The 26,384-nt window shown below is 60.2% G+C and carries 35 protein-coding genes; 7 read left to right on the top strand and 28 right to left on the bottom strand.

The features are described 5' to 3' along the window. The first annotated feature begins 67 nt into the window (after positions 1 to 67). From LQ249_RS07280 to tsaA, 3 genes are all read left to right on the top strand, one after another. Positions 68 to 778, top strand: coding sequence for an rRNA pseudouridine synthase (locus LQ249_RS07280; protein WP_017844672.1), 711 nt, complete (start codon positions 68 to 70; stop codon positions 776 to 778). A gap of 68 nt (positions 779 to 846) precedes the next feature. Continuing rightward, positions 847 to 1,308 (top strand): DUF1456 family protein, encoded by a 462-nt coding sequence (locus tag LQ249_RS07275; protein WP_017844671.1) that lies wholly within the window; start codon positions 847 to 849, stop codon positions 1,306 to 1,308. A 3-nt stretch (positions 1,309 to 1,311) separates the two neighbouring features. Continuing rightward, the gene (gene tsaA / locus LQ249_RS07270; protein ID WP_128191528.1) at positions 1,312 to 2,007 is read left to right on the top strand and encodes a tRNA (N6-threonylcarbamoyladenosine(37)-N6)-methyltransferase TrmO; all 696 of its coding nucleotides are present in this window, start codon (positions 1,312 to 1,314) and stop codon (positions 2,005 to 2,007) included. Between the two features lie 117 nt (positions 2,008 to 2,124). On the opposite strand, the gene fpr is transcribed toward tsaA, so the two are convergent. Beyond that, positions 2,125 to 2,904, bottom strand: coding sequence for a ferredoxin-NADP reductase (gene fpr / locus LQ249_RS07265; RefSeq protein WP_017844669.1), 780 nt, complete (start codon positions 2,902 to 2,904; stop codon positions 2,125 to 2,127). A 125-nt stretch (positions 2,905 to 3,029) separates the two neighbouring features. Between fpr and LQ249_RS07260 the strand changes: the two genes are divergently transcribed. Then, positions 3,030 to 3,956, top strand: coding sequence for a LysR family transcriptional regulator (locus LQ249_RS07260; protein WP_046384505.1), 927 nt, complete (start codon positions 3,030 to 3,032; stop codon positions 3,954 to 3,956). A 3-nt stretch (positions 3,957 to 3,959) separates the two neighbouring features. On the opposite strand, the gene LQ249_RS07255 is transcribed toward LQ249_RS07260, so the two are convergent. The 3 genes from LQ249_RS07255 to LQ249_RS07245 form a co-directional block, all read right to left on the bottom strand. Beyond that, entirely contained in the window at positions 3,960 to 4,322 is a 363-nt protein-coding gene (locus LQ249_RS07255) for a diacylglycerol kinase (RefSeq protein ID WP_017137081.1), read from the bottom strand. A 75-nt stretch (positions 4,323 to 4,397) separates the two neighbouring features. Further along, positions 4,398 to 5,048 carry a response regulator transcription factor ErdR gene (gene erdR / locus LQ249_RS07250; RefSeq protein ID WP_057005803.1) on the bottom strand — a complete coding sequence of 217 codons (651 nt, stop codon included), beginning with the start codon at positions 5,046 to 5,048 and terminating at the stop codon, positions 4,398 to 4,400. Between the two features lie 252 nt (positions 5,049 to 5,300). Next, positions 5,301 to 6,020: a tRNA-uridine aminocarboxypropyltransferase gene (locus LQ249_RS07245; protein WP_026139758.1), complete on the bottom strand. Its 720-nt coding sequence runs from the start codon at positions 6,018 to 6,020 to the stop codon at positions 5,301 to 5,303. Positions 6,021 to 6,218: 198 nt separating this feature from the next. Between LQ249_RS07245 and LQ249_RS07240 the strand changes: the two genes are divergently transcribed. Both LQ249_RS07240 and LQ249_RS07235 read left to right on the top strand, forming a co-directional pair. Beyond that, positions 6,219 to 6,659, top strand: coding sequence for a PA3611 family quorum-sensing-regulated virulence factor (locus tag LQ249_RS07240; protein ID WP_046384507.1), 441 nt, complete (start codon positions 6,219 to 6,221; stop codon positions 6,657 to 6,659). Positions 6,660 to 7,039: 380 nt separating this feature from the next. Then, positions 7,040 to 8,152 carry a TIGR00730 family Rossman fold protein gene (locus tag LQ249_RS07235; protein ID WP_046384508.1) on the top strand — a complete coding sequence of 371 codons (1,113 nt, stop codon included), beginning with the start codon at positions 7,040 to 7,042 and terminating at the stop codon, positions 8,150 to 8,152. 60 nt (positions 8,153 to 8,212) lie between these two features. On the opposite strand, the gene recX is transcribed toward LQ249_RS07235, so the two are convergent. From recX to LQ249_RS07120, 24 genes are all read right to left on the bottom strand, one after another. After that, on the bottom strand, positions 8,213 to 8,680 hold the full coding sequence (recX, locus tag LQ249_RS07230) for a recombination regulator RecX (RefSeq protein WP_017844662.1): 468 nt from the start codon (positions 8,678 to 8,680) through the stop codon (positions 8,213 to 8,215). An 8-nt stretch (positions 8,681 to 8,688) separates the two neighbouring features. Continuing rightward, positions 8,689 to 9,747 carry a recombinase RecA gene (gene recA / locus LQ249_RS07225; RefSeq protein ID WP_017844661.1) on the bottom strand — a complete coding sequence of 353 codons (1,059 nt, stop codon included), beginning with the start codon at positions 9,745 to 9,747 and terminating at the stop codon, positions 8,689 to 8,691. 83 nt (positions 9,748 to 9,830) lie between these two features. Beyond that, the gene (locus tag LQ249_RS07220) at positions 9,831 to 10,331 is read right to left on the bottom strand and encodes a CinA family protein (RefSeq protein WP_017844660.1); all 501 of its coding nucleotides are present in this window, start codon (positions 10,329 to 10,331) and stop codon (positions 9,831 to 9,833) included. An 81-nt stretch (positions 10,332 to 10,412) separates the two neighbouring features. Then, on the bottom strand, positions 10,413 to 10,913 hold the full coding sequence (locus LQ249_RS07215) for a lysis system i-spanin subunit Rz (protein WP_079442966.1): 501 nt from the start codon (positions 10,911 to 10,913) through the stop codon (positions 10,413 to 10,415). Next, positions 10,901 to 11,458: a glycoside hydrolase family 19 protein gene (locus LQ249_RS07210; RefSeq protein WP_128191529.1), complete on the bottom strand. Its 558-nt coding sequence runs from the start codon at positions 11,456 to 11,458 to the stop codon at positions 10,901 to 10,903. The genes LQ249_RS07215 and LQ249_RS07210 overlap by 13 nt, the downstream gene beginning before the upstream one ends. 22 nt (positions 11,459 to 11,480) lie before the next feature. Then, positions 11,481 to 12,491, bottom strand: a complete 1,011-nt coding sequence (locus tag LQ249_RS07205; protein WP_128191530.1) for a contractile injection system protein, VgrG/Pvc8 family — start codon at positions 12,489 to 12,491, stop codon at positions 11,481 to 11,483. Between the two features lie 12 nt (positions 12,492 to 12,503). After that, complete coding sequence (locus tag LQ249_RS07200; protein ID WP_057005807.1) at positions 12,504 to 12,716, bottom strand: tail protein X; 213 nt, start codon at positions 12,714 to 12,716, stop codon at positions 12,504 to 12,506. Next, positions 12,709 to 13,092, bottom strand: coding sequence for a phage tail protein (locus tag LQ249_RS07195; protein ID WP_057005808.1), 384 nt, complete (start codon positions 13,090 to 13,092; stop codon positions 12,709 to 12,711). Before LQ249_RS07195 ends, LQ249_RS07200 begins: the two co-directional genes overlap by 8 nt. Beyond that, on the bottom strand, positions 13,092 to 14,261 hold the full coding sequence (locus LQ249_RS07190; RefSeq protein WP_232566330.1) for a hypothetical protein: 1,170 nt from the start codon (positions 14,259 to 14,261) through the stop codon (positions 13,092 to 13,094). The genes LQ249_RS07195 and LQ249_RS07190 overlap by 1 nt, the downstream gene beginning before the upstream one ends. Positions 14,262 to 14,267: 6 nt before the next feature. Beyond that, positions 14,268 to 14,393 (bottom strand): hypothetical protein, encoded by a 126-nt coding sequence (locus tag LQ249_RS31495; RefSeq protein ID WP_017844653.1) that lies wholly within the window; start codon positions 14,391 to 14,393, stop codon positions 14,268 to 14,270. Next, positions 14,390 to 14,962: a phage tail assembly protein gene (locus LQ249_RS07185; RefSeq protein ID WP_128191532.1), complete on the bottom strand. Its 573-nt coding sequence runs from the start codon at positions 14,960 to 14,962 to the stop codon at positions 14,390 to 14,392. The genes LQ249_RS31495 and LQ249_RS07185 overlap by 4 nt, the downstream gene beginning before the upstream one ends. A gap of 51 nt (positions 14,963 to 15,013) precedes the next feature. Further along, on the bottom strand, positions 15,014 to 15,520 hold the full coding sequence (locus tag LQ249_RS07180) for a phage major tail tube protein (protein WP_017844651.1): 507 nt from the start codon (positions 15,518 to 15,520) through the stop codon (positions 15,014 to 15,016). Further along, positions 15,520 to 16,686 (bottom strand): tail protein, encoded by a 1,167-nt coding sequence (locus LQ249_RS07175; RefSeq protein ID WP_017844650.1) that lies wholly within the window; start codon positions 16,684 to 16,686, stop codon positions 15,520 to 15,522. The genes LQ249_RS07180 and LQ249_RS07175 overlap by 1 nt, the downstream gene beginning before the upstream one ends. Positions 16,687 to 16,688: 2 nt before the next feature. Then, a complete protein-coding gene (locus LQ249_RS07170) occupies positions 16,689 to 16,862 on the bottom strand; it encodes a hypothetical protein (RefSeq protein WP_169796396.1) in 174 nt (57 codons plus the stop codon). Positions 16,863 to 16,947: 85 nt separating this feature from the next. Further along, positions 16,948 to 17,184: a tail fiber assembly protein gene (locus tag LQ249_RS07165; protein WP_079442961.1), complete on the bottom strand. Its 237-nt coding sequence runs from the start codon at positions 17,182 to 17,184 to the stop codon at positions 16,948 to 16,950. Between the two features lie 9 nt (positions 17,185 to 17,193). Beyond that, positions 17,194 to 17,940: a hypothetical protein gene (locus tag LQ249_RS07160; RefSeq protein ID WP_227778875.1), complete on the bottom strand. Its 747-nt coding sequence runs from the start codon at positions 17,938 to 17,940 to the stop codon at positions 17,194 to 17,196. 87 nt (positions 17,941 to 18,027) lie between these two features. Then, the gene (locus LQ249_RS07155; RefSeq protein ID WP_232566329.1) at positions 18,028 to 18,561 is read right to left on the bottom strand and encodes a phage tail protein; all 534 of its coding nucleotides are present in this window, start codon (positions 18,559 to 18,561) and stop codon (positions 18,028 to 18,030) included. Beyond that, on the bottom strand, positions 18,558 to 19,196 hold the full coding sequence (locus LQ249_RS07150; RefSeq protein ID WP_046384531.1) for a phage tail protein I: 639 nt from the start codon (positions 19,194 to 19,196) through the stop codon (positions 18,558 to 18,560). Before LQ249_RS07150 ends, LQ249_RS07155 begins: the two co-directional genes overlap by 4 nt. Beyond that, positions 19,193 to 20,188 (bottom strand): baseplate J/gp47 family protein, encoded by a 996-nt coding sequence (locus LQ249_RS07145; RefSeq protein ID WP_046384532.1) that lies wholly within the window; start codon positions 20,186 to 20,188, stop codon positions 19,193 to 19,195. Before LQ249_RS07145 ends, LQ249_RS07150 begins: the two co-directional genes overlap by 4 nt. Next, complete coding sequence (locus LQ249_RS07140) at positions 20,185 to 20,517, bottom strand: phage baseplate protein (protein ID WP_017844644.1); 333 nt, start codon at positions 20,515 to 20,517, stop codon at positions 20,185 to 20,187. Before LQ249_RS07140 ends, LQ249_RS07145 begins: the two co-directional genes overlap by 4 nt. 9 nt (positions 20,518 to 20,526) lie before the next feature. Continuing rightward, entirely contained in the window at positions 20,527 to 21,138 is a 612-nt protein-coding gene (locus LQ249_RS07135; RefSeq protein WP_102617348.1) for a phage baseplate assembly protein V, read from the bottom strand. Positions 21,139 to 21,141: 3 nt separating this feature from the next. After that, positions 21,142 to 21,657 (bottom strand): hypothetical protein, encoded by a 516-nt coding sequence (locus LQ249_RS07130; RefSeq protein ID WP_232566328.1) that lies wholly within the window; start codon positions 21,655 to 21,657, stop codon positions 21,142 to 21,144. A gap of 20 nt (positions 21,658 to 21,677) precedes the next feature. After that, on the bottom strand, positions 21,678 to 22,022 hold the full coding sequence (locus tag LQ249_RS07125; protein ID WP_017844641.1) for a phage holin family protein: 345 nt from the start codon (positions 22,020 to 22,022) through the stop codon (positions 21,678 to 21,680). Between the two features lie 710 nt (positions 22,023 to 22,732). Then, on the bottom strand, positions 22,733 to 23,467 hold the full coding sequence (locus LQ249_RS07120) for a LexA family transcriptional regulator (protein WP_026139757.1): 735 nt from the start codon (positions 23,465 to 23,467) through the stop codon (positions 22,733 to 22,735). A gap of 197 nt (positions 23,468 to 23,664) precedes the next feature. Between LQ249_RS07120 and mutS the strand changes: the two genes are divergently transcribed. After that, positions 23,665 to 26,256, top strand: a complete 2,592-nt coding sequence (gene mutS, locus LQ249_RS07115; RefSeq protein WP_057005817.1) for a DNA mismatch repair protein MutS — start codon at positions 23,665 to 23,667, stop codon at positions 26,254 to 26,256. Positions 26,257 to 26,384: the final 128 nt, after the last annotated feature.

The following is a 26,384-nucleotide window of genomic DNA, read 5'->3' as shown; positions in this document are numbered from 1 at the left end:
AATGGGGCCGGGATTAACCGCGCCCACACAGGTACAATAGCGGCCCCCTTTTGCTACGGCCCTTGTCATGACTGACCCCATACGCCTCTCCAAACGCCTTATCGAACTGGTCGGTTGCTCCCGTCGGGAGGCTGAGCTGTTTATCGAAGGCGGCTGGGTCTCGGTGGACGGTGAAGTGATCGACGAGCCACAGTTCAAGGTCACCACCCAGAAGGTCGAACTGGACCCCGAGGCCAAGGCCACCGCGCCAGAGCCGGTGACCATCCTGCTGCACGCGCCGGTGGGCGTGGATGCCGAGACGGCAATGGCGTCGATCAGCGCCGAAACGCTGTCGGAAGAACACCGCTTCAGCAAGCGCCCGCTCAAGGGTCACTTCCTGCGCCTGACCGCCAGCGCTGATCTGCAAGCCAAGGCCAGCGGCCTGCTGGTGTTCACCCAGGATTGGAAGATTCTGCGCAAACTGACCGCCGATGCCGCCAAGATCGAGCAGGAATACGTGGTGGAGGTCGAAGGTGACATGGTTGCTCACGGCCTGAACCGCCTCAACCATGGCCTGACCTACAAAGGCAAAGAGCTGCCGCCGGTGAAAGCCAGCTGGCAGAACGAAAACCGCCTGCGCTTTGCGATGAAAAACCCGCAACCGGGGGTAATCGCCTTGTTCTGCGAAGCTGTCGGCTTGAAAGTCATCGCCATCCGTCGTATCCGCATCGGCGGCGTGTCCATCGGCAAGGTGCCGGTCGGCCAATGGCGTTACCTGTCCGGCAAAGAGAAGTTCTGAGCCACTCCCCCTTTTTCGACACCGCCTGCGTGGGCGGTGTCCACCGTTGAAAACCAGGATTGCCCACCATGATTCACAACGACGTACTGCGCAGCGTGCGCTACATGCTCGACATCAGCGACAACAAGATGGTCGAGCTGATCAAACTCGGCGGCATGGACGTGACCAAGGAAGACCTGCTGACTTACCTCAAGAAAGACGAGGAAGAAGGCTTTGTGTTCTGCCCGGACGAGGTCATGGCGCACTTCCTTGACGGCCTGGTGATTTTCAAGCGCGGCAAGGACGACAGCCGTCCGCCGCAACCGATCGAAACCCCGGTGACCAACAACATCATCCTCAAGAAGCTGCGCGTGGCCTTCGAACTGAAGGAAGACGACATGCACGCCATCCTCAAGGCTGCCGAGTTCCCGGTGTCCAAGCCTGAGCTGAGCGCGCTGTTCCGCAAGTTCGGCCACACCAATTACCGCACCTGCGGCGACCAGTTGCTGCGCAACTTCCTCAAGGGCCTGACCCTGCGGGTTCGCGCGTAAGCCATGAGTTACCAGGTCTCTCCCGTCGGCTTCGTGCGCTCCTGCTTCAAGGAGAAGTTCGCCATCCCGCGCCAACCGCAACTGGCGCCTGCCGCCCGCGGCGTGCTGGAGCTGGTCGCGCCGTTCGACCACGGCGAGGCGGTGCAGGGCCTGGAGCAGGTCAGCCATGTGTGGCTGCTGTTTCTGTTCCACCAGGCCCTGGAAGACAAACCCCGTCTGAAAGTGCGCCCGCCCCGTCTGGGCGGCAATAAGTCCATGGGCGTGTTTGCCACCCGTGCGACCCATCGGCCCAACGGGATTGGCCAGTCGGTGGTGAAGCTGGACAAGGTCGAACCGGGCCGGTTGTGGATCTCCGGGATCGATCTGCTCGATGGCACGCCGGTGTTGGATATCAAGCCGTATGTGCCGTATGCCGACATTGTCGACAACGCCACCAACGGCATCGCCAATGGCACGCCGCCACTGATTCCCGTGCAGTGGCTGAAGACGGCTCTGCACCAGGCGCAAGACCACGCTCAGCGCCTTGCTGAACCGCTGGTGGCGTTGATCGAACAGTGTTTGGCGCAAGACCCGCGGCCGGCCTATCAAACGCCCGGGCCCGAGCGGGAATATGGCGCGCAGTTCTGGGACGTGGATGTGCGCTGGCACTATCCCGAGGCGGGCGTCATCTGTGTGCTGGAAGTGATTGCAGCTAAATAAACCAAAAACCAATGTGGGAGGGAGCTTGCTCCCGATAGCGGCGGGTCAGTCACCGGATGCATTGACTGACACTCAGCAATCGGGAGCAAGCCCCCTCCCACATTTTTTTGACCGCGTTTACTTCTCGACGAAGGCGCGTTCGATCAGGTAGTCACCCGGCTCACGCATGCGTGGCGAAACTTTCAGGCCGAAGCTGTTCAACACTTCGCTGGTCTCGTCCAACATGCTTGGGCTGCCGCACAGCATGGCGCGGTCGTCCTGGGGGTTGATCGGTGGCAGGCCGATATCGCGGAACAGCTTGCCACTGCGCATCAGGTCGGTCAGACGGCCTTGGTTTTCGAACGGTTCGCGGGTCACGGTGGGGTAGTAGATCAACTTTTCACGCAGGGCTTCGCCGAAGAACTCATTCTGCGGCAGGTGCTTGGTGATGAATTCGCGGTAGGCGACTTCGTTGACGTAACGCACGCCGTGGCACAGGATCACTTTTTCGAAACGCTCGTAGGTTTCCGGGTCCTGGATCACGCTCATAAATGGCGCAAGGCCGGTACCGGTGCTGAGCAGGTACAGGTGTTTACCCGGCTTCAAATCGTCAAGCACCAGGGTGCCTGTCGGTTTTTTGCTGATGATGATCTCGTCGCCTTCCTTCAGATGCTGCAACTGGGAAGTCAGCGGGCCATCAGGCACCTTGATGCTGAAGAACTCCAGATGCTCTTCCCAGTTCGGGCTGGCAATCGAATAAGCGCGCATGAGCGGGCGGCCGTTGGGTTGTTGCAGGCCGATCATCACGAACTGACCGTTCTCGAAGCGCAAGCCCGGATCGCGGGTGCACTTGAAGCTGAACAGAGTGTCGTTCCAGTGATGAACACTGAGGACACGCTCGTGGTTCATGTTGCTCATGTACGGGGGACTCCTGGAGATGGGTCTGCGCCAAAATGATAAGTGCGCAATTGCACAGCATTCTAATGGCGGCGACAATATCTGTTAACTGGATTATTAAGATAAGGGTTATCGGTTATATCGATATGCGATTTACTCTCCGTCAGCTGCAAGTCTTCGTCGCCGTCGCTCAGCAGGAAAGCGTCTCACGCGCTGCTGGCCTTCTGGCCTTATCTCAATCCGCCGCCAGCACCTCAATCACCGAGCTGGAGCGTCAATCCAGCTGCCAGTTATTCGACCGGGCGGGTAAACGCCTGAGCCTCAACGCCCTCGGCCGTCAGTTGTTGCCCCAGGCGGTAGCCCTGCTGGACCAGGCCAAGGAGATCGAAGACCTGCTCAACGGCAAGTCTGGCTTCGGTTCACTGGCCGTCGGCGCCACGCTGACCATCGGCAATTACCTGGCCACGCTGCTGATCGGCAGCTTCATGCAGCAGCACCCCGAGAGCCAGGTGAAGCTGCACGTGCAGAACACTGCACATATCGTGCACCAGGTTGCGCATTATGAAATTGACTTGGGTCTAATCGAAGGCGACTGCAGCCACCCGGATATCGAAGTGCAGACCTGGGTGGAAGATGAGCTGGTGGTATTTTGCGCGCCTCAGCATCACCTGGCCCAGCGCGGTGTCGCCAGCATGGAAGAATTGACCCACGAAGCGTGGATCCTGCGCGAACAGGGCTCGGGCACGCGCCTGACCTTTGATCAGGCCATGCGCCATCATCGCAGCGCGCTGAACATTCGCCTCGAGCTGGAACACACCGAGGCGATCAAGCGTGCGGTGGAGTCGGGGCTGGGGATTGGCTGCATTTCCCGGCTGGCGCTGCGCGATGCTTTCCGCCGCGGCAGCCTGGTGCCGGTAGAAACCCCGGACCTGGACCTGGCCCGGCAGTTCTACTTCATCTGGCACAAGCAGAAGTACCAGACCTCGGCGATGCGCGAGTTTCTCGAGCTGTGCCGCGCCTTCACCGCCGGGGTTCAGCGCAGCGACGAAATCGTGCTGCCGAACATTGCCTGAGGCTTAGATCAGGATCACGGCCCACACCAGGGTGATCATGGTCAGTGCCACGAATTGCGCGGCGCTGCCCATGTCCTTGGCGTTTTTCGACAGTGGGTGACGGTCCAGGGAAATGCGGTCGATGGCCGCTTCCACGGCCGAGTTGAGCAACTCGACGATCAACGCAAGCAGGCACACCGCGATCAACAGCGCCCGTTCGACGCGGCTGACATGCAGGAAAAAACTCAGCGGGATCAGGATGACGTTCAGCAACACCAACTGACGGAAGGCCGCCTCACCGGTGAAGGCTGCGCGCAGGCCATCCAGGGAATAGCCCCCTGCGTTAAAGATACGTTTGATACCGGTTTGACCCTTGAAAGGCGACATAGATGTAGGCAACTGAACCAAAGAAGTGGGAAAACTAGATCACGCAAAGTCAAAAAAGCGTGAATCGACAATAGCTTAATGCTGCGAAATTGACTCAAGTTGTTGCAAGAGCAACGCCGCCTGGGTTCGCGTTCGCACCCCCAGCTTGCGAAAGATCGCGGTGACGTGGGCCTTGATGGTCGCTTCCGACACGCTCAACTCGTAAGCGATCTGCTTGTTCAACAAGCCTTCGCAGACCATGGTGAGCACCCGGAACTGCTGGGGCGTCAAGCTGGCCAGGCCATCGCGGGCAGCCTTGGCTTCGTCGGACACGTTGATCTCTTCAAACGCTTGCGGCGGCCAGGACACATCGCCCTCCAGCACCGCGCGCACGGCTTTCTGGATCTTTTCCATGGAGCTCGATTTGGGAATGAAACCGCTGGCGCCAAACTCCTTGGAGCGCACCACCACATCGGCTTCTTCCTGAGCCGAGACCATCACCACGGGAATCTGCGGGTATTGCCCGCGCAACAGCACCAGCCCCGAAAACCCATAGGCGCCAGGCATGTTCAGGTCGAGCAGCACCAGGTCCCAGTCGGATTTTTCGGTGAGGCGGGTTTCCAGCTCGGCAATGCTGGCCACTTCAACCAGACGGACATCGGGGCCCAAGCCCAGCGTTACTGCCTGATGCAGCGCACTGCGAAACAGCGGGTGGTCATCAGCTATCAGGATTTCGTATGTGGCCATTGATTAAATGATCCTGTTTTTTATGGCAGCCCTGATGGGTTCAGGGTTCGCCAATACACAAGGTAACGGCCAGGCAGCCATCACCACAGGGCATGCTCAACGTCAAAAGCACCTGAAACGACGTTGGAAATTCACGGTTGCGCCCTGATCGGCGCCCAGCATGCCCAGCGTAGCCTGGGTGGTCAAGCACTACGCCAATGGGCAGTTTAGCGGTTGTCGGATTTACGGTGCCATCATGCAAACGTCGTCTGGTTATACCGCCGGGATGTAGGGCGCTAGACGAGTATGGACGATATCCGTCGAGTCCAGCGGCAACTGGAACTTGGCGGCCAGATAATGGGTGCTGAACACGTCGAGGTAAGCGTCCAGTACTTCGCTGGCCGCGCCGTCGTCGGCCAGCTCCAGGCACAGCGCGGCGACTTCGGCGGTGCAGAAATGATCATCCCGCTTGGAACGACGCAGTTTGTAGCGCGACAGCTGCTCGGGGGCCAGGCTGAGGACCGGCAAATGCTCCAAATAGGGACTTTTACGGAACATCTTGCGCGCTTCGCTCCACGTGCCGTCCAGCAGGATAAACAGCGGGCGCTTGCCCTCCCCCACCTTGACCTCACTGACAACCCGTTCCGGCGCGACGAATTCGCCGGGGAACACGATGTAGGGTTGCCACTGCGGATCAGCCAGCAAAGTGAGCAGTCCGGGGTCGACCTCGGTGCGTGACCAGGCGAACGCGCTGGTGTCGTCAATCACATCGGCGATCAGCCAGCCGGTGTTGCTGGGCTTCATCGGTTCGACGTCGTGCATCAACAGGCACATCGCAGACCGGGCCTGGACCTTGGGCCGCCAGGCACACAAGCAATACGCGGGGATCACCCGGCAGCCGGGGCAGCGCTCGGCACGCGAACCCCGATTGACGAAAGGCCTGATGGCGCGCGCCAGGCGCTGGGTACGCAGACGAGAGACGGCGTGGCTCATCGGATGCGCCGCACGGAAAGGAAAATCGACACTGGGGGAACTCGAGGAAGGCTTAAGTGGCCGCAGTTTACCAGAGCCACACGCACTTCCCAGCAATACGCCTGGCTGTACCGGCCAGGGCTCACCTATAATTGCGCGCCACTGAACGCACAGCCCAGTGGCTGGTCTATGCACCAGTAACCGAATCAGGAGAGTTTCATGCTGCGTTCCATGCTGCGTCTTGTCGCCCCATCCGTCGCCCTCGCGCTGGTCTTGCCTGTTGGCGCCCAGGCGGCCTCGCTGCTGGAGGCCCAAATGAACAAGAAGCTGCAAAGCGTCGCGGCTGAAAGCAACAAAGACCTGCCCCGGGAAATCGATGAAAAAACCCTGGAAGTCGCCTACACCGTTGAAGGCATGCAGTTGATCGATCACCTCAGCGTGCTGCCCGATCGTGCCGAACAGATGCGTGCCAACCCCAAGGCGGTGTATTTCCAGCTCGGACAAAGCGTGTGCCTGAACCACGGCTACCGCGAGCTGATGGCCAAGGGCGCGGTGATGCGCTACGAAATCACCGAAAACAAGACCAACCGCCCGGTGGCTTCGGTGAAATTCGTCGAAGCAGACTGCCCGGCACCAACTGCGGCGAAGAAGAAAAAGTAACTCGCGCATGTCCCGCCGCGCGCTGCTGTCCAGTGGCGCGCAATTCCCTCGTTTGTGTTTGCCGCCGAACGCTGCACGCGGTGACGTGAGACCAATAAGCGGTTGCCAGCCAAGGGTTTTTCGGCCCATGATCGTCTCATTCCCACAACCCGCTCAGCCCAGTTCCCATGCTGTTCTGTAACATTTTCAGGGCAAAACAGAGTTGTCCTCCTGCCATGTGCAGTGCAAAGGTTTTTAAATCACAAGGAACATACAGAGTCGCGCTTTGCCGCTTGGCGAACACTGTGCAATGCCATGGGCATGCAGCGACACATGCAGTGTCGTGGCCACGGACGAACATTTCGCCGCCCGCCCAGGCTCTGTGAAGAAGGAGAAGTTGAATGCCTTACGAACCGAATGACCGCCTGCTCCAGCATTTTGAAGCAAACGGGGTCGACCTCACGCAGCAGGTCGAAGCTCAACTCCAGTTGATCGCACCCAACAGCCCGAATATCCCCCTTTATCGCGACATGATCCTCACCGCGCTACGCATGGCACAGGACGACCGCAGCCGCTGGAACGCCAAAATCACCTTGCAAGCCATCCGCGAACTGGACCACGCCTTCCGCGTGCTGGAACAGTTCAAGGGGCGGCGCAAAGTGACGGTGTTCGGCTCGGCGCGCACGCCGGTGGAAAGCCCGCTCTATGCCCTGGCCCGGGAAGTGGGCGCGGCACTGGCGCGCTCCGATCTGATGGTGATCACCGGCGGCGGCGGCGGGATCATGGCCGCCGCCCACGAAGGTGCCGGCCTGGAGCACAGCCTGGGCTTCAACATTACCCTGCCGTTCGAACAGCATGCCAACCCGACCATCGACGGCACCGAGAACCTGCTGTCGTTCCACTTCTTCTTTACGCGCAAGCTGTTCTTCGTCAAGGAGGCCGATGCGCTGGTGTTGTGCCCCGGCGGTTTCGGCACCCTGGATGAAGCGCTTGAAGTACTGACGCTGATCCAGACCGGCAAGAGCCCACTGGTGCCGGTGGTGTTACTCGATGCGCCAGGTGGCGGTTTCTGGCAAGGCGCCCTGGACTTTATCCGCAGCCAGCTGGAAGCCAATCGCTATGTGCTGCCCACCGACCTGAAGCTGATGCGCCTGGTGTACAGCGCTGAAGCTGCGGTAGACGAGATCAACCAGTTTTATGCCAACTTCCACTCTACCCGCTGGCTGAAGCGTGAGTTTGTGATACGCATGAATCATCCGCTCAGTGAGCGGGCGCTGGCTCAGGTGCAAAAAGAGTTCGCCAGCCTGCGACTGAGTGGAGACTTTCAGCAGCTCGCCTACACCGGAGAAGAGCACGATGAGCCGCAGTTCAGTCATCTGACGCGACTGGTGTTCAACTTCAACGGGCGTGATCAGGGCCGGTTGCGGGAGTTGGTGGATTACATCAACTTGCCGGAGAACTGGGCGCAGGCTCAGGGCAAGACACAACAACGGGTGGCGCCGGAGCCGGCGTGATTTTTGAGCAAAAAAAAAGGCCCGCTATTTTCATAGCGGGCCTTTTATTTTTTGCGTTGTTCAGTCGTCCATGTCCCGACCGCTGAACAACCGATTGATCATTTCCATCGAAAACCCGCGATAACTCAGGAAGCGCCCTTGTTTCGCGCGTTCCCTGGCATCAATCGGAAGATGCCCAGAAAACTTGCGACGCCAGGTATCTTCCAGCTGTGACTGCCAGCTGATACCGCACTCGCGCAGGGCGAGGTCGATGTCGGCGCGTTGCAGGCCGCGCTGGCTCAGCTCTTCACGAATTCGCGCCGGGCCGTAGCCGGAGCGCGCTCGGTAGGACACAAAACTTTCGAGGTAACGGGCTTCCGACAACAGCCCTTCTTCCGTCAACCGGTCGAGGGCAGTGTCGATCATCTCGGCGGACGCACCGCGCTGACGCAGTTTACGCGTCAGTTCGACTCGACCATGCTCGCGACGCGCGAGCAGGTCCATCGCAGTGCGCCGAACGGCGACGAGTGTATCCAGCACAACGGTCATCGTTTGCTTCAGACGTCAGTGTCGACTTCTTCCATTTCGTCAACCGGCGCACGGTTGGCTGCAGCTTTCACGTCCGGCGCGGGGGTCAGCAGCTTGTCGCGGATCTGCTTCTCAAGCGCGGCGGCGACATCCGGGTTGTCCGCCAGGAACTTAGCCGAGTTGGCCTTGCCCTGACCGATCTTGCTGCCGTTGTAGGCATACCAGGCACCGGATTTCTCGACGAAACCGTGCAGCACGCCCAGGTCGATCATCTCGCCGTTCAGGTAGATACCCTTGCCGTAGAGGATCTGGAACTCAGCCTGACGGAATGGCGGGGCCACTTTGTTCTTAACGACTTTGACGCGGGTTTCGCTACCGACAACCTCGTCACCTTCCTTCACCGCGCCGGTACGGCGGATGTCCAGACGGACCGACGCGTAGAACTTCAGCGCGTTACCACCGGTGGTGGTTTCCGGGCTGCCGAACATGACGCCGATCTTCATCCGGATCTGGTTGATGAAGATCACCAGGCAGTTGGCGTTCTTGATGTTACCGGTGATTTTACGCAGCGCCTGGGACATCAGACGGGCCTGCAGGCCGACGTGCATGTCGCCCATTTCGCCTTCGATTTCAGCTTTTGGCACCAGGGCCGCCACGGAGTCGACCACGATCACGTCGATAGCGTTGGAGCGCACCAGCATGTCGGTGATTTCCAGGGCTTGCTCACCGGTGTCCGGCTGGGAAACCAGCAGGTCGTCAACATTCACGCCCAGCTTGCCGGCGTATTCAGGGTCCAGGGCGTGCTCAGCGTCGACGAACGCGCAGGTCGCGCCCATCTTTTGCGCCTGGGCAATCACCGACAGCGTCAGGGTGGTTTTACCGGAAGATTCAGGACCGTAGATTTCAACGATACGGCCTTTTGGCAGGCCGCCAATGCCGAGCGCGATGTCCAGACCCAGAGAGCCAGTGGAAATAGCCGGGATCGCCTGACGGTCGTGATCGCCCATACGCATTACGGCACCCTTGCCGAATTGACGTTCGATCTGACCCAGGGCCGCAGCCAAGGCTTTCTTCTTGTTCTCGTCCATTAAAGTCCTCACGTAATCAATAAGGCCTGACGGCCAACACCTGTATAAGTAGACAGTATTGTTCCACAAAGATCGGAGATCGCCTACCCCTGATTTTCTATTTCTGCTGCAGCTCGTCGCAACAAGCCCTCTAGCGCGGCCTTTACCGTTTGTCGGCGGACCTCATCGCGGTTGCCGGGGAAGTGCTGGCGCTCGGCCGTGACCTCGTCACCCACGCCGAACGCCAGCCATACCGTGCCCACCGGTTTTTCCGGCGAGCCGCCATCGGGCCCGGCCACGCCGCTGACCGCCACGGCAAAGCGCGCCAGGCTTTTTTCCTGGGCGCCCCTGACCATGGCCTCCACCACCTCACGGCTGACCGCCCCCACTTTGCCGAACAGTGCCTCCGGCACATCCAGCTGCCGAGTTTTCTGCCGGTTGGAATAGGTGACATATCCCGCCTCGAACCACGCCGAACTCCCCGGTATGCGCGTGATGGCTTCGGCGATGCCGCCGCCGGTACAGGACTCGGCGGTGGTGACGTGGGCATTGAGCACCTGTAGACGTCGACCCAGTTCAGCGGCCAGTTGGGTGATTTCTTTCACGGAGGTCTCCTGGAATGAGCGGGCATTGGCCTACCCTACATGAGCCCATCGGCCATGCAAGTTGCAGCGTGCATCAAGACACTAACGCACGATGGCCCGCACATACGCCTGACAGGCGCGCAAGGCGATCACGGCGTTATCCGCGTCGTCGGTGATGGCGATAATTCGCTGAGCATGCGCCGGGTCAAGTCGGGCTCGCGTGGCTGCATGAACCACGCCGCCGGCGGCGGTGGCGGCAGGCATTGCGCAACCACTGGCGCTGTCGCTGGCGTCGAGAAGGACTGACAACCGCACATCAGCAGTGGCCAGGCGATCACGCAGAGCGGCCTGATGACGTTGTGCATCGCTCAACTCCCGAGCATGTTGTTGGTCAATGGCGCTGAGTTGTTGCTCAAGCGCCAGCCGTTTGTCGTATTCGGCCTGTTGTTGACGCAAGGCCGCCTGATTTTGCTGACTGAGCGCCTGGGCATGGGCAGTTGATTGCCGCTCCATCTGCGCACCCAATCGCCAGGCCTGCACCTGCCAAGTCAGCGCCACCAACAGGCACACACCGATCAGGCGCCAAGCCCCTAGGAAACGCATAACACCGCCTTCGCCCGTGCCCACAACTGCAGGCGGTTTTCCAAACCATTGAGCCCGCCGTTGATACGCCGGGTGATGGTGGTGAACTGGTCGTTGTCCGCCAGTTCGTTCAGGCCGTTGCTTTGCCAGAACCAGGCAGCCGACTCCGCGGCCCATTGGGGCTGCTCCAACAATTCCGGTTGCAGCAATAAACGATCGTCGCCAAACAGCGCCTGGCTGCATGCCAGGTAATTTCGACGCCCGGTAATCTGGATCAGCCCCCTGCCCCGGTACTTCTGACCGTCGCCGTCGGCTTCGGGGGTGTTGCCCAGGCGAACGGCCAGGCTGCCGGTGTCGTATTTGCTCAGGTATTGATCGCTGCCCAGTTCGCGGATGTAGCGCAATTCGCCGGATTCGTGGCCGATCTGGGCGAGGCAGGCGGCGAGGCGTTTCGGATTGTCGATCGCGTGGCGAGCGAATGCCGCATTTAACGGGGATAGAAAAATGCCCGCGCTGAGGCGGGCGCCCGGCATGATGTAAAGAAGCTGGGGCAGTGTTATCAGCATGGTGCCTACTCCGTAAAAGATACTACGCCGACAACCCGCCGGCCGTGACCGAACTGCGATAGCCCGTCACCGGGTCACCGACATGCGTCACCTTGGTGATCGACCAGCGCCCCTGCATGTAGGAAGGCCAGGTGTCATCCAGCAGCAACAGCCCTTCGGCCGATAACAGCGGGTTCCCCGGACAATCGATCTGCAGCTTGAGGTCTTCACGGCCCACGCGGCGCGATTCACCCTCAGCCACCGCCCGCGCCTCGGCTTCGTTCTGGCAGCGCTGACGCAAGGTCTTGAAGGGCGCAACCCCGACCTGAACCACCCGCTGCTTGCCCGCGGCGGCATCCCACCAGGTGACGCGGCTGCCCTGGTATTTGGCGCGCGAGGTTTCGTCGAGCTTGGCGGTGATGAATGCTTGATCGCCGGGGCGATTGTCCTCGGTGACCGACAGTGTCACGTCCGGCAGTTGCTGGCCGGAGAGTGACTTGACCTGCCCGGCCTCGGCGAGCACGTACAGTTCGTTGATCGGTTTGGTGACGGCGCCATAACGTTTGGCAAGGCGGGTGATGAACGCCATGTCGCTTTCATTGGATTGGTCGATGTGGGCAATCGCAATGCCCTCCAGCGCCGGTGCCACCCGCGGCGAATAGCCGTGGCGGCTGACCATCTGGCGAAACAGCGCGCCCAGGGTGATCGGTCCATAACTGGCGGATCGACGCTGGCGGTAACCACTGGCATCGCTCGCGCTGAATGGCGCCGCGGTGGCGACGATCAGCAAGCGCATGGGAAACAGCACCGGCGTGCGCTGGGTAATGACAAATTCGCCTTTTTCCACCAAGCCGGACTCTTGATAACCGACGCGCAAACCGATCTTGCCACTCAGGCTGGGCAGGCCCTCCAGGCCCTCGATGTTGAGCGTCAGTTCAAGGCGGTCGGACTCAAGGCCCGCCGCGTCGGTATGGCTCCAGTGCATCAGACGTTGATTGAGCAGCGCCGCGTTGGCGCCATAGAACTCCACAATTGGCGTAAATCCCTGAGCCATGTAGCCTCCTTCTTAATCCCACGCCGAAACGAGGCGCAACGCCGCCGGCCGCGAAGCCATTTCGGGCACGATCACCCACACGCCAGCCGGCAGCAACGGGCCGTATTCGGCAAGCGTGGGGTTCAAGCGCCAGAGGGTTTCTTCCGCGGCATCATCGCAACGCCCCAGCTCGCGGTAGAGCAGCAGGTTGACCGAATCACCGGCAATACTTCGCACTCTACGCATTGATGAATTCCTCCAATTCAAGGCTCCAGGTCATGAGCATGGCGGTACCGTCATCGATCACGTTGCTTTGGGTTTCCATCACCGAATTGATCCGCCACAGGCCCCAGTTGCGGCCAATGCCATCCACCAGTGGCAGCGGCACGCGTAGATTTTGCAGGGCGCGCAACTCGTCCAGGCGTTGCATGCCCACGCCGTACATCGCCGTGCCGCTGAAGGTGAGTTTTTCCAGCTTCTGGCCGTTCTGCCGCGACTGCGGTTTGCTCGCGATAATCGTCAGGTCAGCCCAGCCGCCGTCGCTGTTACGGGTCAGCGAGGAATAGGCAAACCCACGGGCGAGCCCAAAAATGAAATCGCCCAGCACCATCTGTTGTCGCATCAATCACCTCCTGGATCGGCCAGTGCCGCATTGCGCCGAACCCCGAGGGTGTCGGAGAGCATCGGTAGGCATTGGAATTGCAGAGCCTGGATCACCTGATTGACCACCTGCTGGGCATCGGCGGGGTTGACGCCGGTGATCTGGATGCTGGGGGCCAGGGTGACTTGCACATTGTCCGTGCATGCGCTGTTGAGTTCCTTGCTGACGGCATTGGGTGCGGGCAGGCGGTCAGCGGGGCTGAACAGTTTGTCCCCAAGCCAAGCGCCCGCTTCGCTGCCGAGCAAGCCGCCGATTGCGCCGCCTACAGCCGTGCCGATGCCAGGCAAAACCAGGGTGCCGATGGCCGCGCCGGCAGAGGCGCCGGCCCAGGCACCACCGGCCGTAGACAGGCCGGTGGTGACTGCTTTTGCGTCGCCATCGCGTATGCCCTGGATCACATTGATGGCGGTGTCGGCATACTTCAACGGGCCGAGGCCACGGGGGACGGGCAACTCCCGCCACCGCGTCGACTTGGCGGTTTTTTTCGCGGAAGTCTTTTTCCCGCCAGAACGCTCATAGCCAGGCGGCAAGATGATGCTCGGGGTAACGGCGCCACGAAGAGACTCGCCGCCGCAGCAGCAGCAGTCCTTGTCCTTGTCTTTGTCTTTGTCGTCTTTAAGCCACTTGCCGGCTTTGGGAAACTTTTGCGCCAGTGCATCGATGGCCTTGCCCGAGACCCTGCTCTTGGCCGTATCCCACAAACTCGAGCCCACATCCTTGGCAATGGTCTTCGCCGCATCGGCCCCGAACTGCAGGCTTTTGTCGACCCAGGAGTCGGCGGCCGGCGGCGGCTCCTTGGGTTGACTGTTCTGCGCCTGCGAGGCGCTATCGACCGTCCTGAGCGCCAGTGAATCACTGGTAATGAATAATGTGCTGTTGAGCGTTTCCAACGTCTCGCGCAACCGCACTTGCTCAAGGGTCAAGGCGTTGATATCCAGGCTCACCGTGACCAGCGCCAGGCCGAGTTCCGACGATGGCTGCGGTTCGGCATCCAGGCTGGAAGGCCCGACAAAACTATCAGGAAGGGGGGTCAGCACACTGTTGAGTGTCGCCTCGTTGGACAGGGCCGCAAAGGTCATCCAGCGCTTGTCTTCTTCGGCGAGCCTGATCTCGTATTGAGTCTCTTGCATCCCGCTCTACTCCTGTTTGACGCCAAGGCGAGTGATCGCGATGTCGTAGCGGCGCAGTGCTTTTCCGGCGTCCCAGTCGAGGATTTCCGCTTCATTGACCGAGTAAATCAGCGGCACCACGTCGAGGATCACTTCGATGTCGCGCTCCGAAAGAAGTCCGCCGGTTTGTTTAAAAAATCATCGATGCGCTCCTGCAATTCCGTCCAGTCAGGCACGGTCAGGCCGGCCAGGTCGGGGATCATCAGGCCGGTGCAGTGGGCGGTGATGAACTCGGCGCGCTCTTTGTTGGTGGCGAGTTTTTTCATCACTTTGGTCGCGCGCAGGGCGGGCATTTCCAGGGGCAGCTCGGTCCAGGTGCGGCCGGCCGCGTCGAGGGGCAACAGCAGGTGGACGGGCTGGTCGTGGGCCGCAACTTCGGGCGCTTGCAGGAAGAATGACGCCGGGCGCGTCGACATCTCATGTACGTATTGGGCGATGCTTACGTAGTCCGGGCGCTTGAGTTGGTCGAGCTCTTTTTCCGACAGGCCGGTGGCGAGTTTCGCCAGTTCGAAGAACTGGTCGTCCTCGTCATCACCGGCCCGGGCCAGCGCGTCTTTTTGCGCGGCGTAGTACAGCGGTTTGAGTTGCACCTGCTCGATCGTCGCGCCGGTGTCGGCGGTGATCGGGGCCAGCAGGAGGTGCAGCGGTGGCATCCAGGCCATGGGGCAATTCCTTGGTCAAGTATGGGGGCGAGCGAGCCCGCCCCCGAGGGGTTACGGCATCAACACCGCGCGGCGGGCGTCGCCCAGAATATCGACGCCGTTGAGGACGAACTTCTGGGTACGCACGTCGATGTCGATCACCGAAATGCCGTTTTCCAGGCGGTTATAGGTGCGGCAGGACAGCTCCAGCGTGGTGGTGGCCTTCTCGCCCATCTTCAGCTTTGCCTCCTCCAGGGATTTGAGCTTGCCGCCCACGGTGTGGTAGGTGAAGTAGGTCTTGCCGTCCTGATCCTGGCCGGCTTCACGCACGTTCAGCAGAATGTCGTCCCCCATCCGCACGCCCAGGGCCAGCATGATTTCCGGGCCGGCGCCTTGCAGGATCAGCTTGGCGTTGAGCACTTTGCCGCTCTTGGCCATTTCCTCGGCAATGAAGCGCCCGCCGGACATGGACTCCATGTCGAACTCGATCTTCGGCGGGGTGAACTCTTCCACGGTCGCGGACAGCGGCAGGCCTTGGAGGGTGGCCGCAATGGCCTGTCTGACTCGGTTGGTAAACATTAGAGAACGTCCTCCAGGAACTGCTCGATGATTTCATCGCGGGCGTTGAGTTGATAAATCATGTGTTCATTGGGCGCATAACGGCCGTAGTCGATAACGATGAACCAGGTGCCGTTCTTGTACTTCTCGACACTGTTCAACTCCGGGTGCAGGTACACACTGCCGCCGGGGATGGTTTCGTCGGCGACCAGGGTTTGCAGCCAATCGTTGATGCGCTTGACCTCCTGGTCCATGAAGGACTTGGTGAGGTTCTTGGCCATGGCCTTCTGGCCGGCCTTGACCAGCTTGCGGCTGATGGCGTCTTCCAGGCCGACGTAGCTGATGAACTTGCCGGTGATGGAGCGGTTACCCAGCAGCGAAAAACCGCCGAGGATGGTGCGGGCGTAGTAGCTCACGCCGTAGCGGTTGAGCAGGTCGCCTTCGGTGGACGTGTCGAGAATGTTGTACTCGACCACGCGGGAAACGTCCTCGGCGAAGGTCACCTGATTACCCGGGCTTTCCCACTGCTTGACCTTGGCCAGTGCAGCGATGGCCAGGGACGACGGCGAAAGAAACACGTTCTTCTTCGCGGCCTTGGAGTACACCGACGGCATGTTGTGTACCAGCAGGCAGCGGTCGAAACCGAGATCGGCACCGCCCAGTTCGCCGCTGTAGGTCACCTGATCGGCAACAGAGGCGTCCTTGCCATCCAGCACCACACGGGCCTTGATGCGCTTGCCGAAGGCGGCGAACTCGCTCGCCACGGCCTTGGTGCCGGTGAAGCCTGGGGCGCCGATGATGGTCAGGTCTTCCGGCACACTGCTCAGGGCCGCCAGGCCAAGTTTGCGCCCGGTGACCGGTTCGTTACCGCCGATCACATGGTTGATCGTGTCAGCCGGGGTGGCGCCCTCCTCCACGATCACCACGTAGACCGGTACCTTGACCACTTTGAGGATCTGGTACACCGCCTGAAACAGCGTGCCCGCCTCACTGCCGGTAGGGTCCAGCAGCGCCTGGGTGGTGAAGCTGTTGATGCGGAACGGGGCATTTTTCGGGATCGACGCGTGGGCATTCGGCGCGGTGCCGACCAGGCCGATCACGTTATCCCCCAGGCCACCCATGGCCTCGGGGGACTCAGTTGCGTTCACAGTGATGCCGTTGTGCTCGAAGTTCAAAACCTCAGCCATGATTATTCAGCCTTCTTGGGGGTGGTATTGAGGACGCTGGTCAGTTCCAAGCGGCCAGCGGTGCGCAGGGCGGATGCTTCGACGTCCAGCAGTTCCAGTTCCTGGCCGGCGGTGGACCAATGGCCGGCGCCGATGGGGAATGGGATGAGGACGGTGTAGGTTTGGCGAGTGGGCATGTGTTGAATTCTCCGGGTGGAAAACACCAAAGCCCCTGCGGGAGGGGCTTTGGGGAGACGAAAAAAAACCGCTTTCGCGGTGGGCTTATTTGAGGAACTCAGGCTTAGGCGGCCATATAACGGCGTCAGGATCGGCCCCCTGATTAGGAATATCTCTCAGGCCCTGCCGGTACGCCAAGAAGGCCGATTTATTTTTATCCTGCATTGGATAATCGGACATAGCCGCGTAGTCACTGGCGGACAAATCCTGATCACGAGCACTACGAATGATCTGCCATTTAATAAGTGGATGCAGCTCTGAAGGTACAAAAATGGGCTTCATAAAATATCCTTAACTCAACGCCAACATAGTTCCCCAATCACCTGGGTTGGTTACCACACCTGTGCATGCTCCCGCCAACATCACCTCGACGACACCCGAGGATGAAGTTCGCATAGGATGAAGATGATAATAAGCACCAAATAGTTCTGTTGGAGCAACGACCGTAGAACACCAACGCCACTTACCTTTTTCAGCACCAACACTCCAAGCGCCGGTAACACTGCCTTCCAACACCCGAACGAAAGCCCCCATGGTTATATAAGAGTTCAAAGGGATCGCACGCGTCCCATTGGAAAGTGCGGTATCAACAGTATAAGGAAATGCTAGCCACGGACCAACCCCAGAAGTTGCCCATTTCATTTGCCAGACATTCACAACGGTCCGCCAATATTCATTCGCCCTAATATCAAACCCCGGAAACTGCTCGCGAATATCAGCTTGAACTTTCAACATAAAATCCACATCCGCTTGCGGACGCCCGGTAGCTTGAGATTCAGTTGTGATTGAGCGCAGCTTAGTGCAGACAACCTCTCCATGAATCCCCCAGCCATCAATCAAGGTAGCATCAGCATTAGGGTACAAGTTAAAATTTTTCGTAACGGCCAACCGTGGTAGTTTACTCTTGAGATCTAAAAGCTGCGAGTCGTATGCCAAGCGAGCATTGGCGACTGCCTTATCTATCTCGTCAACTTTCCCAGTAACCACACCGGCCAGATTATTAGCCGCACTGACGACGGCAGCAAGCTGTTGTTCCATGCTCAAAATTATAACTCCTTAAGTTTCGTATCTAGACCAAAAAAGTCTCAACACTTAATCAAAATAACCGCCAAGACCAATGACACCTTATACTTTTTGCTCACTTTCAATTACGCGAAACAACAAACCAACACCTCGCGCCATATTATCGATACTCGCTGCCGATAGCGCCGCCATTTCCTCAGCCAGCAACACATTCAGGTTTTCACTCCCCACCACAATCGTCACGCTCTCCGCCGGCAACGGCGAAACATCCAACGTGAACTTCTGCAGCACCCGAGCCGCCGCCGCTTTATACGTCAGCAACTTCCCAGCTACCGAATACACCGCCAACAACGTCCCACTGGCGAGGTAAAAACCGAACTCACCAATCTCATACTCGCCATCGCCATCGAACAGCGCGGCCATCCTGAGTTGGCGCTCGCCCAAGTCCTCGTAATCCACAATCGCCACCCGCTGGCGCTCGTCACGCAAGGCCACTTCCGTGCCGTCTGGGTTGTAGCGGCCGGTGCCGGCGCCGATGTGGGTGATTTCGCCTTTCAAGCCCTGGTTCTTTGCCTGCAGCACTTCATCCAAACCCTTGGAGGTGAAGCGCACCAGGCGCGTAATGTCATCTGTCATGGCTGCGCCCTGAGGTCGTAGTCGTTAATGGTGTAGTGCCGGGCAACGCCGGCACTGTTAAGTCGAGCGCCCAAGGCAAGTTCGGGTAACGCGCCTTGCAGGCTTAACTCGCTGTCGTTAAACGGGGCGTGGACAATCGCGGTCAGGCCAAGGCGTGCTTGTGTCTGGTGAACCACGGTAATCGTCGCCTGGTCGCGCTCGCTCTTCGCGGCGTTGATACGGCGGATCAATCGGTTATGGTCACCGCTGGACCAACTGCGCCCGATGATCGCCTGCACATCGAAGGTGTAAGGCACGCCCTGCGGCCGCTGTTGATACCAGGCGCTGATGTTGGGGCTGAAACCCAGCGACTCCACCGCATAGCTCAAAGCCTTGGGCGTGCCGGCCTGGCGCTGGATCTGCCAGGACAAGCCCACGGTGAGGCGCTTTTCCGTTTCGCTGGCATCCGCGTCCCATTCGCTGACGCCTCGGTCGGCGGCCAGGTAAGGAAGGAATTCGGAGGGTGTTTGCAGCGGGTTCATCAAGGCCGGAAACGGCGGCATGATCCGCTCGAGCAACCTGCCAAACCCCAGGTCCAACGCTTTTTCCAGCGGTGAGCTATTGGCGGGCAACAGACTCGGTTTGGGCTCACTCATAGCGTGCGTACCTCCACCTCGACACCCGTGCAATACGGCGCCTGGAACGCCGAGCAGACAATCGGTGCCAGCGGTTCGAGGATTTGCAGCTGCGCCGCTCCGGCGCTGTGGATGGCGTAGTCGATCCAGCTCGGGTCGACGCGCCCTTCCAGGCGGTGACAGGATTCGGCGTAGGTTTGCAGCAAGCGTTGCGCGGCCACTTGGGTCAGGCCCGAGTCCGGCCCGGCGTTGATCTTGGCCACCACGCGAATCTTGTAGCGTTGGATCTGCGCACTTTGGACAGTGACGAGATCAGTTTCCGGCCGTACATCGGGGCGTGCGAAATGTCTGCGCACGCCGTCAAGTAAATCGGCGGAAGCGCTTCCATCGCCGTCCCTGGACAGCACCGTCACCATCACCTCACCGGGGGCGGTGCGTCGGCCGCTGCCATCCTTGACCTGAGCTGCGTAGCCATCCGGGTCGAAGGTATAGGTGACCGTGACCACACCCGGTGTCGCGCTTTCTACATTGACCGCAGGTCGTTCGCCGAGGGTGAACACCTCGCGGCGATACTGCATGCGAGAACCCGCCGCCGGCGCGTGGGGCGCCAAGTAATAGCGCAAGCGTGCGTCGTCGTCGCTTTCCAATGTCGGCGGCACCGGCGGGAAGGCCGCCGGGTCGCCGGGGTCCAGCACCTGGCGCTCCAGGCCCATATCGGCCAGGCGTGCGTCGAGGTTACTGCCGGTGGCCCACCACGCCAGCATCTGCTTGATGCGTGCGTTGTACTGGCGTTCGTGGGTTTGCAGACGCACGCAAAACGCTTCCAGGGCCAGACTCAGCAGTTCGCTTTCGTTATCGAGGCTGACCTTGAGTTTGGCGGCACTTTGTGGCGCGCGGGCGGCGACGTAGTCGATGACGAACGCCTTGAATTGCGCCAGCAACGGCTCGAACGCGTCGACGGCAATGATGGCCGGCTCCGCCAGTTGGTTCTGGCCAGGGATCAGCATGCTCATGTCATGACCTCGAAGGATTGTTGGCGGTTTTTCCACGTGCCGGCAAACCGCAGCAACAGACCGGCGCCCTGGCGACTGGCGACGATGACCTGGGGTTGAAAGTCGGCGATGCCGTTCTCGACGTTGTAGAACGCTTTGGCGGCGTGGCTCTGGGCGAGGATCAAGAGGTCGTCGCCGAGGTTCTGCCCGAGCAGTTGGGGGATCAGCGAGCCGTACAACGGGCGCTTCTGGCGAGTGCCCACGGGGGTGGTCAGCGCTCGGGTGGCACGCTGTACGAATTGCAGCCAGTCATCGACCGCTGCCCCGGTATTCCTATCGATTCCGATCATGGCAAATCCTTATGCGGTGCTGATCACGCGGCCTTGGTGATCCACCAGCGGGCCGCTCAAATGCACGCCGCCGGCATCCAGCAGCACACCGACGGCGCCGAGTTGCAAGGTGATGTGCTTGGCGCTCATCTGCAACGTGGCAGCGCCGACCTTCGCCTCGACCTGTTCGCGGGAACCGCTGAACACGGTGGGCCCGTTGGTCCAGTTGAATGTGTGGCTGGCGTCGTCATAGTCACTTTGCGTTCCGTCCTGGTGGCGGCGCCGGGTCAACGATGCAACGCTGGAGACCGGCGGAAACAGGCTACTGTTGAGGCCGAAAAGCGCTACTGACTGCGCAGCGCCTTCCCCACCGCCATAGTTGAGCAACAAACATTGCTCGCCCACTGACGGGATGCGCGTTTCGGTCTGCGCCCCCGCGCTGGGGTTGAAAAAACCAATCGCCGGGGTCAGCAAGTCGCCGTGGCTGACGATGCAGGTATTGCTGGCGGCGTCGACCTGCTGGCATATGCCGATCCGACAAAAGCTTTCAGCGCGTCGGTACAGGTCTTCGAGCTGGGCCTCCATTTCCGCCAGGCGCTCGACGATCGGTCCCAGTTGCATGCGTAACAAAGCATCGAACATGGACTACTCCTGCAAGGGTCGGTATTGGTCAGGATCGTCGATATTCGAGACTTCCCACGTGCAGGCAAACAGCGGTTTTCCGGTGGGGTCTTCGAGTATCGGCGAGCCGAGGTAGATGTTTTGGGTGAAGGACACTGTCCAACTGTCGTAGTCGGTTTCGGCACTGCCCTGTAGGGTCGGCGCCGCGACGATGGCGCTTGGCAGGTCACACTGGTCCGACGGCAGGCCCCAGCGATTATCGAGGGCCAAATCCATCAATTGACTGGCCAGGTCGCAGGCGTCGTAAGGCGCCGAACCACTGACAACCCTGGCCATGAGTGACACCGACAGTGCATGGGCCTTACGTCCTTCAAGGGATCGAACGCCGGGGCCGTTGCGTTCCACGGTAATCAGCACGCCGGTTTTATCCCCGGTGCCCTGGAAGTCCTGGTGGTTGCCCACACGCAATTGTGGGAAGGCGCCCTTGAGCGCTTCGCCAATTGCGATGGGCAGTTGGGAAGGTTTTTCGATAGATGTCATCAGTCGCGTCCTTGCAGCGGTTACTGCTGATCCGGGCGGGAGGGCGGGGCCTCGTCGACGCCAATGCGCTTGGCCGCCCAACGTTCATAAAGGCCAATGGCGACGTCTGCACCGGCCATCGCTGTCAGGCAGCCGAGGGCGCCGGCGGTCCAGATCGACATGCCGGCGGCGTACAACAGCATCAACGCCGAGACCCCGCAGACCATGCACGCCCCAGACCGCAACGCGAGGCGCCGGATCAGCGACCAACCACGGGCGCCCTCCTTGTCGGCGCGCCACATTTCGCCAGAAACTCCGCCGATCAGCGCCAGTACGATCACCAGCCAGATAGGCATTTCCGCTAACGCTTGCTGCTCGTTTGTCATGTCACGCCTCCTGGCTGAGCAATGCCGGCAAAATGCCGGCGTTTGGGTAAATCCATTTATAGGTAGGCATTCCAAAAAGCCCGGTTGCCCGGGCTTTTCAGTAATGCGGTCCTGTGCCCAGCCTCACCCATACGATCCTCTTGTGAGGAGTGGCTGTTGTTGAGCGGCAACGCCGCATGGCGACAAAAGACGCCTTCAAAAGGAACAGTATGGGTGAGGCTGGGTACTCGATCTTTCGGCGCTACTGGCGCGGTACGGATCTTTCCTCAATGTTTTTCCGACCACGATCCCTGTCTGCCGGATAACTGCTTCTGGTGCTTTACGCTGCACACCCGGGTCAGTTGCCAACCCTCTGAACCGTCAAGGCCGGTTCATCGCTGCCTGTTCTTGTAAAACGGTGAAACTAAAGAGCGTCGGCATCCTTGCCGGTGTTACCTGGCATCCCTGCCATCGCTTCGATGGCGTCCGTGCCGATGTTGCGTGCCTTCCTTGTCGTTCCTGGCAGCATCCTTGCCGCCTCCACCGAGCCTTGTTGGCCGGCTTGAGACAAAGAATATGCATGTATGCATATACAGTCAATGCACAAATGCATTTATTTTTGTCGAACAAATGCATTGGCGCATTGGAAGCCTTACTGGCAAAGGGTTTGATGCCTTTCTACAGACGAAAAAAAGCCCGCTGATTGGCGGGCTTCGTCTTACACAAAAAGGTTAACGGGCGTACATGCCCCACCAGAAGACATGACCGAGGATGCTGATCTGTTCATCCTGGATGTCCTGGAAGCTGTAGTCTTCGTCCGGGTGTTCATCGCGGTTGAAACTGCGCAGGCGAATCCCGGAAGGCAGGCGATAGAGCTGTTTGACCCGCAACTGACCATTGTGATTGATGGCGTACAAGTCGCCATCGACGATGTCGCCAATCGCACTCTTGCCCGCATTCACCCCCACCGTCGCGCCATCACGCAGCACCGGTAACATGCTGTTGCCGCGCACCGTCACACACTTGGCCTGGTCGAACTGCACACCGTTATGCCGCAGGCTGCGCTTGCCGAACCGCAGGCTGGCCTTCTCGCTTTCCTCGATGACGAATCTTCCTGATCCAGCAGCCAATTCAACCTCACGCAGAAAGGGGATCGACACCTCGTCGTCATTCACGGGGGTGTCGTCATCCCACAGGCTTATGTCCTTGAGTTCCGAATGCATCGGGTCGCGCCCTTCATCCCGCGAAACGCCCACCGCCGCGCGCCCGCGCAGTTGGTCGGTGCTGACGCGGAAGTACTCGGCAATGCGCGAAATATGCTTGTCCGAGGGGTCAACGATCTTGCCGCTGAGGATCCGGGACAGCGTGGATTGAGGCACACCGGTACGCCGGTGAAGCTCCGTGGGGGAGATCCGGTCGCGGTCCAGCAATTCTCTTAAGACGATAGAAACGTTGCGTTTTTGCATAAAGCGGATAGTGACGACAGATTTGAAGCTTGGCAAATGCTAATTTGCATTGACCATGCATTTTTTATGCACTCACCGTGTCTTTTGAGCAGGCCTGCGAAGGGTCGACCTCGCGTGTTAACCTTGCCGCCATCGCAAAATCAGCCGGGCCAAGTGCCCCCTTTGCCACTCCTTTTAACGAATTCGCTAATTATCTGATGAGTAAAACCACTTCCGATCTGTCCTCCCACACCCCAATGATGCAGCAGTACTGGCGCCTGAAAAACCAGCACCCTGATCAGTTGATGTTCTATCGCATGGGCGATTTCTACGAGATCTTCTACGAAGACGCGAAGAAAGCCGCCAAGTTGCTGGACATCACCCTGACCGCGCGTGGGCAGTCGGCGGGGCAGTCGATTCCGATGTGTGGGATTCCTTACCATTCGTTGGAAGGCTACCTCGTCAAGCTGGTGAAGCTGGGCGAGTCGGTGGTGATCTGCGAGCAGATCGGCGACCCGGCCACCAGCAAAGGGCCGGTTGAGCGTCAGGTGGTGCGTATTATTACGCCGGGGACGGTGAGTGATGAGGCGCTGCTTGATGAGCGTCGCGATAACCTGATCGCTGCGGTGCTCGGCGACGAGCGCTTGTTCGGTCTGGCGGTGCTGGATATCACCAGCGGCAACTTCAGCGTGATGGAGACCAAAGGCTGGGAGAACCTGCTGGCGGAGCTGGAGCGCATCAATCCGGTGGAGCTGATGATCCCGGATGATTGGCCAAAGGACCTGCCGGCGGAACGTCGTCGTGGGACCAAGCGTCGCGCGCCGTGGGATTTCGAGCGTGATTCGGCGCTGAAAAGTCTGTGCCAGCAGTTCGCCGTGCAGGACCTCAAGGGCTTCGGTTGCGAAACCCTGACCCTGGCCATCGGCGCCGCCGGTTGCCTGCTCAGCTACGCCAAGGAAACCCAGCGCACCGCCCTGCCGCACTTGCGCAGCCTGCGCCATGAGCGCCTGGACGATACCGTGGTGCTCGACGGCGCCAGCCGTCGCAACCTGGAGCTGGACACCAACCTGGCGGGCGGGCGCGACAACACCCTGCAATCGGTGGTCGACCGTTGCCAGACCGCCATGGGCAGCCGCTTGCTGACGCGCTGGCTGAACCGTCCGTTGCGCGACCTGACGGTGCTGCAAGCGCGGCAGACGTCGATTACCTGCCTGCTCGACGGCTATCGCTTCGAAAAGCTGCAGCCACAGTTGAAAGAAATCGGCGATATCGAGCGCATCCTCGCGCGGATCGGCCTGCGCAACGCACGCCCGCGCGACCTGGCGCGCCTGCGCGATGCCCTCGGCGCCCTGCCGCAGTTGCAAGCGGCGATGACCGAACTGGACACGCCGCACCTGCAACAGCTGGCCGTCACCACTGGCACCTACCCGGACCTCGCGGCCCTGCTGGAAAAAGCCATTATCGACAACCCGCCGGCGATCATCCGCGACGGCGGCGTACTCAAGACCGGTTACGACAGCGAACTGGATGAACTGCAGTCCCTGAGCGAAAACGCCGGGCAGTTCCTGATCGACCTGGAAGCCCGCGAAAAAGCCCGCACCGGCCTGGCCAACCTGAAGGTCGGCTACAACCGTGTGCATGGCTACTTCATCGAGTTGCCGAGCAAGCAGGCCGAGCAGGCGCCCATCGACTATCAACGTCGTCAAACCCTTAAAGGTGCCGAACGCTTCATCACCCCCGAGCTGAAAGCGTTCGAAGATAAAGCGCTGTCGGCCAAGAGCCGGGCCTTGGCGCGGGAAAAGATGCTGTATGAAGCGTTGCTCGAAGACTTGATCAGCCGCCTCGCGCCACTGCAAGACACCGCCGCCGCCCTGGCCGAGCTGGATGTGCTGAGCAACCTGGCCGAGCGTGCGCTGAACCTTGACTTGAACTGCCCGCGGTTTGTCAGCGAACCCTGCATGCGTATCGTGCAGGGGCGCCACCCGGTGGTGGAGCAGGTATTGACCACGCCGTTTGTCGCTAACGATCTGTCGCTGGATGACGAAACCCGCATGCTGGTGATCACCGGTCCGAATATGGGCGGTAAATCCACCTACATGCGCCAGACCGCATTGATCGTGTTGCTCGCGCATATCGGCAGCTTTGTGCCAGCGGCCAGTTGCGAGCTGTCCCTGGTGGACCGCATCTTCACGCGGATCGGTTCCAGCGATGACCTCGCCGGCGGCCGCTCGACCTTTATGGTGGAGATGAGCGAAACCGCGAACATCCTGCACAACGCCACCGAGCGCAGCCTGGTGCTGATGGACGAAGTCGGTCGCGGCACCAGCACGTTCGACGGCCTGTCCCTGGCCTGGGCGGCGGCCGAGCGCCTGGCGCATCTGCGCGCCTATACGCTGTTCGCCACCCACTACTTCGAGCTGACCGTGCTGCCGGAAAGCGAGCCGCTGGTGGCCAACGTGCATCTCAATGCCACCGAGCACAACGAACGTATCGTGTTCCTGCACCATGTGCTGCCAGGGCCGGCCAGCCAGAGTTACGGCCTGGCCGTGGCGCAGTTGGCCGGTGTGCCGAACGACGTGATCAGCCGCGCCCGCGAGCACCTCAGCCGCCTGGAAGCCACCGCCCTGCCCCACGACACCGTGGTCGCCAGCCCGAAGAAGAGCAACAGCAAATCCAACGCGCCACACCAGAGCGATATGTTCGCCAGCCTGCCCCATCCGGTGCTGGATGAATTGGCAAAACTTGACCTGGACGACTTGACACCGCGAAAAGCGCTGGAAATGCTCTATACACTGAAGACACAGATCTAACGCAGACGCTTGCAAGCTGATATTATCTCGCGCGGTTTGGGATGCTGCGGGCTTTTAGCCTGGCTCGCAGATTATCGCTCTCAAACCTCGCGGGCCCCACCATAAGGGGTTTCGCTGCCGCCGCCTGA

Origin of the sequence: Pseudomonas sp. 7-41 (assembly GCF_021233075.1) — a bacterium.
GTDB classification, from domain to species: domain Bacteria; phylum Pseudomonadota; class Gammaproteobacteria; order Pseudomonadales; family Pseudomonadaceae; genus Aquipseudomonas; species Aquipseudomonas veronii.
Note: the sequence above shows the minus strand (reverse complement) of the source record. Positions and strands in the feature narration are given on the sequence as shown.